Genomic DNA, 13,164 nt, shown 5'->3' with positions numbered 1-13,164 from the left:
GCTCACTCTCAGAAAACTGACTGACCAGATCCGAAGACCCAGTCACGTTTTGCTGTGCGAGCACTGTATAACTTGTGAAGCCACACTGTCCGAAGACAGTGGCGTCCGCTACCCAGCGCCCACACTTATCGGTTGTTTGGTTGTTAAAGAACTTCGCTGCCGGCTTTGCCGTTCAGCGCTGCTGCGTTGTCTGCAGCAGAGAAACGAGATTATGCAGAGCTTTCTTCGTTTCGTCAACCGTTTCAGCAACTTTTTTCGCTGCGGCCGGCGCGCCAACTTCGCTGCGCCGACCTACCCGGTCGACCCCGCAACCCTTGCCGCGCCTGCTTTGCAGCGCTGCGTTGTGTTGCGAGGGGGCGAATATTAAGGGACGCAGGACCGACTGGCAAGCGATTTCGCGAAATAATTCGAAGCACCCATAAAAGCGACGTATGAGGCGCAAATGTCGCGGTGGTGACAACATCCAGCGGCGCCTCGGCTTAAGCTGACGCCGTGGGCGGTGGCCCAACCCGAAACGCCTTCCTTATAGATAGTAGGCGTCGAATGCCAAGCAGAGCAGTTGAAGGAGACAAGATGACCCGACCCGTGACGCCCGGCCTCTCCCTGGTCGCCGGCAACACCGACATCCCCCTGCCTGACCAGACGATTCCGGCACTGCTGGCGCGCACGGTCGCCGCAAACCCGGACGGCCCGGCCGTGGTGTTCCGCGAGCATGGCGTGCGCTGGAGCTGGGCGGAGTTCAGCGACCAGGTCGATCGCCTGGCCAGCGGCCTGCTCCAGCGCGGCATCCAGCCGGGCGACCGTGTCGGTATCTGGGCGCCGAATCGGCCCGAATGGCTGGTGACCCAGTTCGCCACTGCGCGCATCGGCGCCATCCTGGTCAATATCAACCCGGCCTACCGCCAGGCGGAGCTGGAATATGCGCTGAACAAGGCGGGCGTGCGCATGCTGATCACGGCCGCGCGTTTCAAGACCAGCGACTACCTGGCCACTCTGCAGGCGCTGGCGCCGGAACTGGCCGAGGCCGAGCCGGGTGCCCTGCGCGCCACCCGGCTGCCCCGGCTGCAGTGGGTGGTCCGCATGGGATCGGAGGCGACGCCCGGCATGCTTAATTACGATGCACTCCTGGCCGAACCAGATACTGCGCGCCTGGACGCGGTGACCGCCACGCTCTGCGCGCATGACGCCATCAATATTCAGTTCACCAGCGGCACCACCGGCAACCCCAAGGGGGCCACCCTGACGCATCACAACGTGGTCAACAACGGCCGCTTTGTCGCCATGGCGATGCGCCTCGGCGACGGTGACGTACTGTGCATCCCGGTGCCGCTCTATCATTGCTTCGGCATGGTGCTGTCGGTGCTGGCCTGCGTCTCGGTCGGCGCGTGCATGGTGTTCCCGGGAGAGGCCTTCGATCCGCTCGCGACCATGCAGGCGGCCAGCGAGGAGCGCTGCACCGCCCTGCATGGCGTGCCGACCATGTTCATCGCCCAACTGGACCATCCGGAGTTCAGCCGCTTCGACTTCTCGACCCTGCGCACCGGCATCATGGCCGGCGCGCCCTGCCCGATCGAGGTCATGAAGCGCGTGGTGGCCGACATGCATATGTCGGAGGTCACCATTGCCTATGGCATGACCGAAACCAGCCCGGTCTCGTTCCAGAGCGCCACCGACGATCCGCTGGACAAGCGCGTCGCCACCGTGGGGCGGGTGCAGCCGCACCTGGAATGCAAGGTGGTCGACGCCCTCGGCGAGATTGTCCCGACCGGCGCCACCGGCGAGCTTTGCACTCGCGGCTATTCCGTGATGCAAGGCTACTGGGAAGACGATGAGCGCACCCGCGAGGCAATCCGCGATGGCTGGATGCACACCGGCGACCTCGCCACCATTGACGACGAGGGCTACTGCAATATCGTCGGCCGGGTCAAGGACATGCTGATCCGCGGCGGCGAGAACATCTACCCGCGCGAGATCGAGGAATTCCTGTTCCGCCATCCCAAGGTGCAGGCGGTGCAGGTCTTCGGCGTGCCTGACCAGAAATACGGCGAGGAGGTCTGCGCCTGGATCGTGCTCAAACCCGGCCAGACCGCCACCGAGGACGAGATCCGGACGTACTGCCGCGACCAGATCGCCCATTACAAGATTCCTCGCTATATCCGCTTTGTCTCGGAAATGCCGATGACTGTGACGGGCAAGGTGCAGAAGTTTGTCATGCGCGACACCATGATTCATGATCTGGGACTTTAGCCGGACGCACCCGCGTCGGCAGACATGAGCGGGATCCTCCATGACCATCCGAATCGTAAGACTGGGCGCGCCGCGCGCGGCCGACGAAGGCCTGCGCATCGGCACCGTGCGCCGTCCGCCGCGGGGCGTGCCCAAATCCGAGTTTGCCAGCCGCGATTTCTACGATGTCTGGTATCCCGTGCTGTCGCCATCGCCCGAGCTGGTGGCCCAGGCGCTGCAGGCCACCGATGACAAGCAATGGCGGGCGTTCGTGCGGCACTTCCGCAAGGAAATGGCCGAGCCGGATCCCAGCCGCACCCTCGACCTGCTGGCGGCGCTGTCGCACCAGACCAATTTCTCAGTGGGCTGCTACTGCGAGAACGAGGCGCACTGCCACCGTTCGGTCCTGCGCGAGCTGCTGGCTGAACGCGGCGCCGTGATCGGCTGAGCTGCACGCTGTGCCGGGAGTCTCCCCGGCTTTGATTTCCCCGCTTCCCCATTCCGATGGCCCTGAACGTTGTCTGGCTCGGTTTCTTCCTGATTTCCTTTGTCGCCGCCTGCGTCCGCCTGGCCAGCGGCGATCTCGCCGTCTTCCCGGCGATGCTGGCGAGCCTGTTCGACAGCGCGCGCACGGCCTTCGAGATCGCGCTCGGTCTGGCCGGGGTGATGAGCCTGTGGCTTGGCATCATGCGCATCGGCGAGCGCGCTGGCGTGGTCGATGCCTTCGCCCGGCTGGTGAACCCGCTGCTGCGCCATTTCTTCCCCGGCGTGCCGCAGGGCCATCCGGCACAGGGGGCGATGATGATGAACGTGTCGGCCAACCTGCTCGGGCTGGACAATGCCGCCACGCCGCTCGGCCTCAATGCCATGCGCGAGCTGCAGACGCTGAACCGGCGCCCGGACGTGGCCACCGATGCGCAGATCATGTTCATCGTGCTGAATACGGCCGGGCTGACGCTGATCCCGACCTCGGTGATCGCGATCCGGCAGGCCATTGCAGTCAAGCAGGGGCTGGTGGGTTTCAACGCGGCCGATATCTTCCTGCCGACGCTGCTGGCCACCGGCGGCTCATGCCTGGCAGGCCTGCTGGCGGTGGCGTGGGTGCAGCGGCTGAACCTGCTGCGCCCGGCCGTGCTGGTGGCGTTCGGCGTGGTCGCGGCGCTGCTGGGCGGGATGTTCGCCTGGCTGCGGCACGCGCCGCCGGAGCAGGTCAGCAGCGTGACGGCACTGGCCGGCGCCGGCTTCATCCTCTCGCTGATCACGCTGTTCCTGGTCTGCGGCGCGCTGCGGCGGGTCAATGTCTATGAAGCCTTTATCGATGGCGCCAAGGAAGGCTTTGGCGTCGCCGTGCAGATCATTCCCTACCTGGTGGCGATCCTCGTAGCCATCGGCCTGTTCCGGGCCACCGGCTGCATGGAGGTGCTGATGGGCTGGCTGACGCTGGGCTTTGCCCAGCTTGGCGTCAATACGGACTTCGTGCCGGCACTGCCGGTCGGGCTGATGAAGATCCTGTCCGGCGCCGGCGCGCGCGGGCTGATGGTGGATGTGATGACAGCCTATGGGGTGGACTCGTTCCAGGGACGGCTGGCGGCAATCATCCAGGGCTCGACCGAGACCACTTTCTATGTGCTGGCGGTCTACTTCGGCAGCATCAATGTACGCAATACGCGCCATGCGCTGGGTTGTGCGCTGGTGGCCGATGCGGCCGGAATCGTGTGTGCGGTAGGTGCCGCATATCTGTTCCGGTAGGCCAGCCGGATGGTCGGAAACGGGACTTTGTTGCATCGATGCAACGCCATTGTGCGCATTGTCAGACATTGACACATAGCCGCTTGGTGCGTCGCAACAAACCATGTATAGTGGAGTCTGTCTCCTCCACCACCTCGGTGGATTCCAACCCACGCACAACCTGCGTGGGTTTTTTTTCGCCTTCGCGCCGGGAACGGCCAACCCCTGTGCACGTTTGCCTCTGCTGGCGCAGCAATCGTGCTTGGATCCTCGCCACGCGGCTTTCTCGCTCCACCGTGGTGCGGCGATCCGCTGCTGAGGCTAACAGGCCGGTTTTGTTGCAACGCAGCAAACGGTATCGTAGAGTGGCCACACGACGGGTGCCCAACCTGGCAGGCCCGCCTGGATCCCGGCTCCGCATGTTCGCCTCCGCCCTCCTTACCCGCTACTGGCCTGACCCCGTGCTGATCCGGCGCGGGATCATCTATGCGCTGTCGTTCCTGGCCCTTGCCGGTATTGGCTGGCTGAGCGGGGATGCAGGCTACCTGTGGTCGGCCACGGCCTCGATCTGGACCTGCCTGGCGGACCGGCAAGGCACCGCGTCGGCGCGGCTATCCAGCCTGGGAGCGGTCGGCATTGGCGGGGCGGTGGCCAGCGCGCTGGGCGCGGCCGTGGCGCCGGCGCCCTGGCTGGCGGTGCTGGTCGTGATGGCGGGAGGGCTTGCCGCAGGCCTGGCAGAGACGCGCGGCCCGGCCAGCGCACTGGCGGCCAAGCTGCTCTATGTCGTGCTGGTGGCCGCGTGCCTGCAGCCTGCGGCCGGGCCTGACCTGGCCGTGCAGGCCCTGCAAAGCGGGCTCGACTTCCTGCGCGGCGGCGTGTTCGCGTGCCTGGCTTGCCTGGCACTGATCCCGTCGGCCCGCGACGACCGGCCACGCACCGAGATCCTGGCCGCCTACGACGCGCTGGTCGGGCTCGCCACGGCACTCGCCGACACCCGCCACGGCAATGACCTCGCCACCTGCAAGCAGGACATCCGCAACCGCATCGAGGCCGCGCGCCGGGCCATCGAGGCCCGACGCAGCGTGCGCGACGCCTGCAGTTTCCTGCACTATGCCTATGCCGTGGGTGTCGCCGACGCCCTGTTTGCGCTGCTGATCGTCGCGGGCGAACTGCGCGAGCGCGCCGGCGCCGCCCATGGCTTGCCGATGCAGCCGCCGTTGCGTCATATCGCGCGCTGCGTCGCCAACGCCCGCGAACAAGCTGGCCAGGCACTGGCGCGGCACGCGCCCGACCTGCCGGCGTTGAGCGCGGCGCTGCGCCACGAACTGCGGCGCCTGACCGCCCCCGTGGCCAATGCCAGCGCCCCGCCCTCCTATCAGGCCGCACTATCCGCCCTGGCGCGCCATCCGGATTTCGACCGATGGCGCGCAGGCTTCCGCTGGCCGCGGCGCGGCATCGGGCACGGACTGGCCCAGATGCTGCGCGGGCTGGCCGACCACGCCGCAGGTGATGCCCAGGCCACGCACCACGCCCTGCGGCTGGCACTGGCCGGCAGCCTCAGCCTGGTGCCGGCGCAGTGGTGGCGGCTGGATCACGGCTACTGGGTGGCAGTGACGGTGATCATGGTGCTCAGCCCCCAGCTGCAGACCACCCGGCAGGTTTCCGTGAAACGCTTTGCGGGCTCGCTGGCGGGCGCACTGTGCGCCTGTGTGATTGGCCTGCTCCATCCGGCGCCGGTGGTGGCGCTGGGCATCAGCGCGGCCTTCCTGGCCGGGGCTTATGCCAACCGCCTTGCCGGGCAGCCCGGGGCGTTCGCGTTCTGCCTGACGCCGGCCGTGATCCTGTTCTCATGGGTGGGCGCGCCGGCCGTCGACAGCAGCCACTTTGCCGCGCTGCGCGGCATCGATACCGCGCTGGGCTGCCTGATCGCGCTGGCCACGTACTATGTGCTGGCACCGCGCGTGGAGATGTCGCGCGTGTTCCGCCATGCCGTCGACGCGGTGGCGGTCAACGCGGTCTACCTGCGTGCCGCCTTCGCCGCCAGCCGCGTGGCGGAGGCCGCGACGCCGCCCGCCGTGGCGCGGCTGGAAGCCTTGCGCATTGCTGCCGGCCGGGCATCCACCCATGCGGAACACACGCTGGCACAGGCCGCCGGCGCGCTGGCGCCGGACTATGCCGGGGCCTACCAGCGCGTGCATGCAAGTGCGCGCCGCATGGCAGCGCTGGCCGGCGTGGTGCGAGCCGGGGTGGAGTCGGGCGTTTTCACGCTGCCCGCCGGGGCTGAAGTGCGCGCGCTCCTGACGCAACGGGAAGCGCAACTGGCTGGGCTGGCGATGCGGCCGGGCCTGGCGGGCCCTGCCGGCAGCGCCGAGCGCCCTGCGCTGCCACCCGCCGCCGCTCTCGACGCCTTCCTGGCGGATCAGGCCGACTACGCCGCCGCGCATATCGCCGCCGCCCATTCCGCGGTGGCGGAGCTGCGCACGCTGGGCGCGGCCGCGCGCAGGCCACCGGGGCGCCGGCGGGCGCACAGCGGCTGAGCGGTACCAGAAAGAAGGTTGCCGGTCCAGCCAGCGTACCGGCCGAGCTTTACGGAGCGCGGCGATGGCCTATATTGATTTAATACGTCCGCCGCCAGCACGAGGTACGCCATGTCAGACATCACGTTCCCTCGCAGCCTCCCGACCTACTGCGCAGCCAGCCTCACACTGTCCTGCCCCGCCACGGTCAACGGCAGTCCCACCTTGTATTCCGTCACCGCCGAGGCCCTCGAGGCCCATTTCGGCGCGCGTTCCCCGCGCGAGGAAGACCTGGTCGCAGCTTTCACCAGCAACCGGCAGCGCATCGAGCGCCTGGCCGAAAGCCTGTTCGAGCTGACCGAGGCGCGCGAGATCGTGCTGCGCAGCGGCCATTTCCGTTTCGCCGGCTGATCCCGTCGCCTGTCCTGGCGCCCCCGATCGGGGGCGTGATTTCATTCGGCCATTCAGTCGGCCTTCGCCTCGCCGCGCACCAGCAGCACCGGCATGGTGGACTGGCGCAGCACCGCCTCGGCCACGCTGCCCAGTACCAGCCGGCGCACGCCGCGGCGTCCGTGCGTGCCGATCACCAGCAGGTCGGCGCCCCACTGGCGCGCGGCCTCGTTGATCGAGGCCCCCATGTCGCCGGGCACCGGCGCTTCGGTCACCAGCCGGGTTTCATGCGCCACGCCGGCCGCGGCCAGCCGCTGCGAGGCGGCCTGCAGCGCGCGCTGGCCGCTTTCCACGAACGCCTTCTGCAGCTGGCTCGGGTCGTAGTACCCGGCATCGAACATGGGCGTGCCAGTGTCCACGACATAGAGCGCCAGCACGGTGGCGCCGCCCGGAGCCGCCACGCGGATGGCTTCGCCCAGCGCCAGGTCGGACGTGCTGCTGCCGTCCACCGCCACCACGATCTTGCTGTATGCCATGCTCGTCATAGGTATTGCCTCCGTTGGCAGGGAAAGGGATGGCGGCGGTAACGCCGCCTGTCTTCGATACTACACGTGCGGCAGCCGCCACGTAGCTGGCAGAATCACGCCAACGGCCAGAGCAACGGGCTTTCCCTTAAATTGACCGACCGGTCGGCATATATATAATAGGGCCAGTCGCTGTCCGCGATCCGAGCGCCATCCCCGCCAGAGGAGACAATATGTACACGCAGAGCCTTGACCTGCCCGGCCAGCATGCCGAAACGGCACAGGCCAGCGCGCCTCAGGACGAAGCCGCCCGCCAGGCCGCGTTCGACGCCTGCATGGCCGCCGACGGCAAGATCGAGCCGCAGGACTGGATGCCGCAGGCCTACCGCAAGACCCTGGTGCGCCAGATCTCGCAGCATGCGCACTCGGAGATCGTCGGCATGCTGCCGGAGGGCAACTGGATCAGCCGGGCCCCGTCGCTCAAGCGCAAGGCCATCCTGCTGGCCAAGGTCCAGGATGAAGGCGGCCATGGGCTCTACCTGTACTCCGCCGCCGAGACGCTGGACGCCTCGCGCGATGACCTGGTCGACGCGCTGCACAGCGGCAAGGCCAAGTACTCGTCGATCTTCAACTACCCGACGCTGACCTGGGCCGACGTGGGCGTGATCGGCTGGCTGGTCGACGGCGCGGCGATCATGAACCAGATTCCGCTGTGCCGCTGCTCTTACGGCCCGTATGCGCGCGCCATGATCCGCATCTGCAAGGAAGAGTCGTTCCACCAGCGCCAGGGCTTCGACGCCCTGCTGGCGATGATGCGCGGCACCGAGGCCCAGCGCGAGATGGTGCAGGACGCGGTCAACCGCTGGTGGTTTCCGGTGCTGATGATGTTCGGCCCGCCCGACGCGGCCTCGACCAACAGCGCCCAGACCATGGCCTGGGGCATCAAGCGCATCTCCAACGACGACCTGCGCCAGAAGTTTGTCGATGCCACGGTCGAGCAGGCCCGCGTGCTGGGCGTGGCCCTGCCCGATCCCGGCCTGCAATGGAATGCCGAGCGCGGCCACTATGACTACAGCCCGCTGGACTGGGATGAGTTCTGGCGCGTGATCAACGGCGACGGGCCCTGCAACCGCGAGCGCCTGGCCACCCGCGTGAAAGCGCATGAGGACGGCGCCTGGGTGCGCGAGGCCGCGCTGGCGCACGCCGCCAAGTTGGCCGGCCGCGAAGCCCGCGCCAGCCGCGCCGCGGCCTGAACACCGCGCCCGAGGACGGAGGAGACAAACGATGCAACGCAAGGAATGGCCGCTGTGGGAAGTGTTCGTACGCAGCAAGCAAGGCCTGGAACACAAGCATTGCGGCAGCCTGCACGCCGCCGATGCGCAGCAGGCGCTGCACATGGCGCGCGACGTCTATACGCGGCGCCAGGAAGGTGTGTCGATCTGGGTGGTGCCGTCAGCGGCCATCACCGCGAGCGTGCCCGAGGAAAAGCCGGAACTGTTCGACCCGATGGCCGACAAGATCTACCGGCACCCGACGTTCTACCAGCTGCCCGACGAAGTCAACCATATGTAAGGCCCGCACGATGACCGCGTCCCCACTGCCGACTGTGCCCGCCTCGCTCGACCACCTGCCGCCGGCGCGCACCGCGGCCTTGCGCTATGTGCTGCGCCTGGCCGACAACGCCCTGGTCCTGGGCCAGCGCAATGCCGAATGGTGTGGCCACGGCCCGGTGCTTGAAGAAGACATCGCACTGGCCAATATCAGCCTGGACCTGATCGGCCAGGCGCGGCTGCTGTACGGCCGCGCCGGCGAGCTGGAAGGCGAGCTGACCGGCCTGCCCCGCCATGAGGATGACTACGCTTACTGGCGCGCCGAGCGCGACTTCCGCAACTGGACGCTGCTGGAGTTGCCGCACCGCGGCCCGCTGGCCGGCAACGCCGCCGCCGAGCGCGACTACGCCGTCACCATCATGCGCAACTTCCTGTACAGCGCGCTGATGGTCGAGCTTTGGCAAGCATTGCTGGCCAGCCGCGATGACCAACTGGCCGCGATCGCCGCCAAGTCGGTCAAGGAAGCGCGTTACCACCTGCACCACGCGGCTGGCTGGGTAGTGCGCCTGGGCGACGGCACCGAGGCATCGCACGCGCGCATGCAGCGCGCGCTGGAGCACCTGCTGCCCTATATGAACGAGTGCTTTGCCGAGGACGCGGTGGAAGCCGAGGCCGCCGCGCAGGGCATCGGCGCCATCACGGCCACGCTGCGCCCAGTCTGGGATGCCACCGTCGCCGAGACGCTGCAGGCCGCCACGCTGACCCTGCCCCAGGCCACGAGCTTTGTCTCGACCGGCAAGCACGGCGTGCACTCCGAACACATGAGCTACCTGCTGGGCGAGATGCAGGGGCTGGCGCGGGCTCATCCAGGCGCGCAATGGTAAGCGCCCGCTTCGCTGCAAAGGATTGATTGGCATGAACGTCGCTACCCTGCCCCCGCGCCACCACCGCACCACCGACGGCCGCACCGCGCGTGCGTGGGCAGCGCTCGAGGCCGTGCCGGACCCGGAAATCCCGGTCGTGTCGATCCGCGATCTGGGCATCCTGCGCGATGTCGTGCCCGGCGCCGACGGCGTGCTTGAGATCGTCATCACGCCCACCTACTCCGGCTGCCCGGCCATGTCGCAAATCGCCGAGGACATCGGCCAGGCACTGGACGGCGCCGGGCTGGCGCCCTGGCGCATCCGATCCGTGCTGGCGCCGGCGTGGACCACCGACTGGATCACCCCGGCTGCGCGCGAGCGCCTGCGCGCCTTCGGCATCGCGCCGCCGGGCCAGTGCGGCACGCCAGCCGCCGTGCAGCCGCTGCGCTTTGTGCCCCGCGCCGCCCGCGCGGGCGCGCCCGATGTCGTGGCCTGCCCGCGCTGCGGCAGCGTGCATACGCAGGAAATCTCGCGCTTTGCCTCGACCGCCTGCAAGGCACTGTACCGGTGCCTGGACTGCCGCGAGCCGTTCGACTATTTCAAACCCTACTGAGCCCTGCCGGGCCGAAGCCAGGCTGCCATGACTCCACAGTTCCATCCGCTGCGCGTGGCGCAGGTGCGCCCCGAGACCGCCGACACCATCTCGATCGCCTTCGAGGTGCCGGACACGCTGCGCGATGCCTACCGCTTCACCCAGGGCCAGTTCCTGACGCTGAAGGCGCCGGTCGACGGCAAGGACCTGCGCCGCTCCTACTCGATCTGCTCGGCTGTGCAGGACTACGACGCGCACGGCGAGCTGCGCGTGGCGGTCAAGCTGGTCGACGACGGACTCTTTTCCACGCACCTGCATGATTCCATCACCCCGGGCCAGGTGATCGACGTGATGACCCCCGACGGGCGTTTCCACGTGCCGCTCGATGCCGGCGCGGCGCGCCACTACGTGGCCTTTGCCGCCGGCAGCGGCATCACGCCGGTGCTGTCGCTCGTCCGCACCACGCTGCAGGCCGAGCCGCACAGCCGCTTCACGCTGGTCTATGGCAACCGCAACGTCGACAGCATCATCTTCTCCGAGGCGCTGGAAGACCTGAAGAACCAGTACCTGGCGCGCTTCACGCTCTACCACGTGCTGTCGCGCCAGCCGCAGGAGGTGGACCTGCTGCATGGCCGGCTCGACCATGCCCGCGTGACGGCCTTCCTGCAGGCGCTGATCCCGGTGGACGACATCGACGCGGCCTTTGTCTGCGGGCCGGCCTCGATGATCGATGAGGTCGAGGCGGCGCTGCGCGACGCGGGCCTCGATCCGCACCGCATCCACGCCGAGCGCTTCGGCGTGCCGCTGACCCAGGCCAGGCGCAAGCCGGCCCCGGCGCATACCGACCATGCCGGCACCGCCGAGCTGGTGGTGGTGCTCGACGGCAAGCAGCACAGCATGCGCCTGCCGCTGGAAGACGCCAACGTGCTCGACACCGCGCTGGCAGCCGGACTGGACCTGCCCTACGCCTGCAAGGGCGGCGTCTGTTGCACCTGCCGCGCCAAGGTGCTGGAAGGCCAGGTGGAGATGGAAAAGAACTACACGCTCGAGCCGTGGGAGATGGAAAAAGGCTTCGTGCTCACCTGCCAGGCGCGGGCGCTGACGCCGCGGGTGGTGGTCAGCTACGACGAACGCTGATCCTGGCACGCCGGCGCGTGCGTATTCAGACAATTGCCGACATTGGCCAGCACCGGCCGTGACTACAATGGCGGCAGGCCGCTTCCTGCTGGCGCGATGCTTGCAGGACAGTGACCGGACGGGCGGCGATCGCGCCTGTCGCATCGCCGCCGCGGCGGTGCCAGCGAACCGTCCCACCCATATACAATCACGGCCATGCAATATATCCACGTCGTCAATGGTGATGTAGCAGGCACGACCCTGCGCCAGGCTCTGGCCCAGGCTGCGCGGCCGGATCCTGTCGTGGTGCTGCGTGACGACCTGGCGGTGGGACCGCTGGCCGACATCGACAGCACCGGCCTGATCCGCTCCGGCTTCTGGCAGCGGGTCGCCCCGCATACCGACATCGATTTCGGCGCCGAGATGCGCCAGGCGCTGGACCAGCTCCAGGCGCTGCGCCAGGACGACATGGAAGTGGCCATCTGGCACGGCCAGAGCGCGGCCGACCAGCTGATGCTGCGCCGGGTGGTGTTCCACCTGTACCAGGCGCCGCAGCGGATCAATGAAGTCGCCATGGACCTGCGCGAGCTGGAAATGCCTGCGCAGGGCAACCTGGCGGCGATCGGCATGTACACGCCCGCGCGGCTGGCGCGGCGCTTTTCCACCATCGCCCCGGTCTCGGTGCTGCGCCTGGGCCGCCTCGGCTACGAGTGGCAGCAGAACGTCAAGGAAAACGCCGACGTGCGGCTCTGGAAGGGCAACACGCTGGTGCCGGCGGCATACCACACCATCGACGAGATCATCATGGAACGCGCCCCGTCCGACTGGACCCCCGCGGCGCAGATGGTGGGCAGCGTGATGGGCGCGATCGAGGGTCTGCTGGCCAGCGACTGGTTCGTGTTCTGGCGCTGCCGCGAGCTGATCGCCATGGGCCAGCTGGTGCTGCGCGGCAATGCTGATTCGCTCGATACCTGCGAACTGCGCCGCCATATCGGCAGCAGTGGCACCGGCGGCGAATAAACGAGAATATGGCCCGTACCAAGGCACCCGATTTCGAGGCGCAGCGCGAGCAGATCCTGGACCTGGCCGCCGCCGCCTTTGCCAACAGCAGCTACCCCAGCACCTCGATGGCCGACCTGGCCGCCGCCTGCGGCACCTCCAAGGCGCGGCTCTACCACTATTACGAGAGCAAGGAAGCGATCCTGTTCGACCTGCTGGACCGCTACACGCGCCGGCTGATGCTGCTCGTCACTGAAGTTGAGGCCGATGCCGAGCGCCACGCGCGCACCGACAAGGACGCCTTCGGCAACCTGATCCGTGCCTTCCTGGCGGAGTACGAGACCTCGCAGACGCGCCATATCGCGCTGATCAACGACGTCAAGTTCCTGGCCGAGACCCAGCGCGACCTGATTCTGGGCCGTGAGCGCGACGTGGTCGCGGCCTTCTCGCGCCTGCTGCGCCGGGCCTACCCGGAGCGTGTCACGCGCGAGAACCAGACCGCGCTGACCATGACCATCTTCGGCATGATCAACTGGACCTTCACCTGGCTCAAGCCGGGTGGCCGGCTGTCCTATGCAGAGTTTGCCGAGATGGTGGTCGACCTGCTCGAAGGCGGCCTGCCCGGCCGGACCGCGGCCGCGCGCTGACGCGGCGCTGGCC

At 68.0% G+C, this 13,164-nt stretch carries 14 protein-coding genes; 13 read left to right on the top strand and 1 reads right to left on the bottom strand.

Annotated features, from left to right (window positions below; translation table 11 throughout):
- The 6 genes from A3A5_RS44545 to A3A5_RS0108705 form a co-directional block, all read left to right on the top strand.
- The coding region (locus A3A5_RS44545) for a hypothetical protein (protein WP_232431294.1) at window positions 1-367 on the top strand (367 nt) is incomplete at its 5' end.
- 206 nt (window positions 368-573) lie between these two features.
- A complete protein-coding gene (locus tag A3A5_RS0108725) occupies window positions 574-2,247 on the top strand; it encodes an AMP-binding protein (protein ID WP_018310214.1) in 1,674 nt (557 codons plus the stop codon).
- A 40-nt stretch (window positions 2,248-2,287) separates the two neighbouring features.
- Window positions 2,288-2,674, top strand: a complete 387-nt coding sequence (locus tag A3A5_RS0108720; protein WP_018310213.1) for a DUF488 domain-containing protein — start codon at window positions 2,288-2,290, stop codon at window positions 2,672-2,674.
- A 56-nt stretch (window positions 2,675-2,730) separates the two neighbouring features.
- The gene (locus A3A5_RS0108715) at window positions 2,731-3,975 is read left to right on the top strand and encodes a nucleoside recognition domain-containing protein (RefSeq protein WP_018310212.1); all 1,245 of its coding nucleotides are present in this window, start codon (window positions 2,731-2,733) and stop codon (window positions 3,973-3,975) included.
- A gap of 398 nt (window positions 3,976-4,373) precedes the next feature.
- Window positions 4,374-6,491: an FUSC family protein gene (locus A3A5_RS0108710; protein WP_018310211.1), complete on the top strand. Its 2,118-nt coding sequence runs from the start codon at window positions 4,374-4,376 to the stop codon at window positions 6,489-6,491.
- Window positions 6,492-6,602: 111 nt separating this feature from the next.
- Window positions 6,603-6,881, top strand: coding sequence for a DUF1488 domain-containing protein (locus tag A3A5_RS0108705; RefSeq protein WP_013958269.1), 279 nt, complete (start codon window positions 6,603-6,605; stop codon window positions 6,879-6,881).
- Between the two features lie 53 nt (window positions 6,882-6,934).
- On the opposite strand, the gene A3A5_RS0108700 is transcribed toward A3A5_RS0108705, so the two are convergent.
- Window positions 6,935-7,405 carry a universal stress protein gene (locus A3A5_RS0108700; protein WP_018310209.1) on the bottom strand — a complete coding sequence of 157 codons (471 nt, stop codon included), beginning with the start codon at window positions 7,403-7,405 and terminating at the stop codon, window positions 6,935-6,937.
- Between the two features lie 212 nt (window positions 7,406-7,617).
- On the opposite strand from A3A5_RS0108700, the gene paaA reads away from it, so the two are divergent.
- From paaA to A3A5_RS0108665, 7 genes are all read left to right on the top strand, one after another.
- A complete protein-coding gene (gene paaA, locus A3A5_RS0108695; RefSeq protein WP_018310208.1) occupies window positions 7,618-8,637 on the top strand; it encodes a 1,2-phenylacetyl-CoA epoxidase subunit PaaA in 1,020 nt (339 codons plus the stop codon).
- Between the two features lie 31 nt (window positions 8,638-8,668).
- Complete coding sequence (gene paaB / locus A3A5_RS0108690; RefSeq protein WP_012354162.1) at window positions 8,669-8,956, top strand: 1,2-phenylacetyl-CoA epoxidase subunit PaaB; 288 nt, start codon at window positions 8,669-8,671, stop codon at window positions 8,954-8,956.
- A 10-nt stretch (window positions 8,957-8,966) separates the two neighbouring features.
- Window positions 8,967-9,818, top strand: a complete 852-nt coding sequence (gene paaC / locus A3A5_RS0108685) for a 1,2-phenylacetyl-CoA epoxidase subunit PaaC (RefSeq protein WP_018310207.1) — start codon at window positions 8,967-8,969, stop codon at window positions 9,816-9,818.
- A gap of 31 nt (window positions 9,819-9,849) precedes the next feature.
- Window positions 9,850-10,410 carry a 1,2-phenylacetyl-CoA epoxidase subunit PaaD gene (gene paaD, locus A3A5_RS0108680; protein ID WP_018310206.1) on the top strand — a complete coding sequence of 187 codons (561 nt, stop codon included), beginning with the start codon at window positions 9,850-9,852 and terminating at the stop codon, window positions 10,408-10,410.
- A gap of 27 nt (window positions 10,411-10,437) precedes the next feature.
- Window positions 10,438-11,526 carry a 1,2-phenylacetyl-CoA epoxidase subunit PaaE gene (gene paaE / locus A3A5_RS0108675; RefSeq protein ID WP_018310205.1) on the top strand — a complete coding sequence of 363 codons (1,089 nt, stop codon included), beginning with the start codon at window positions 10,438-10,440 and terminating at the stop codon, window positions 11,524-11,526.
- 195 nt (window positions 11,527-11,721) lie between these two features.
- Entirely contained in the window at window positions 11,722-12,525 is an 804-nt protein-coding gene (locus tag A3A5_RS0108670; RefSeq protein WP_018310204.1) for a DUF1835 domain-containing protein, read from the top strand.
- 8 nt (window positions 12,526-12,533) lie between these two features.
- The gene (locus A3A5_RS0108665) at window positions 12,534-13,151 is read left to right on the top strand and encodes a TetR/AcrR family transcriptional regulator (RefSeq protein WP_018310203.1); all 618 of its coding nucleotides are present in this window, start codon (window positions 12,534-12,536) and stop codon (window positions 13,149-13,151) included.
- The last annotated feature ends 13 nt before the right edge of the window (window positions 13,152-13,164 follow it).

This window comes from Cupriavidus sp. UYPR2.512 (assembly GCF_000379565.1).
GTDB lineage: Bacteria > Pseudomonadota > Gammaproteobacteria > Burkholderiales > Burkholderiaceae > Cupriavidus.
The sequence above is the reverse complement of the archived record's forward strand: the minus strand, read 5'-3'. Positions and strand labels throughout refer to the sequence as shown.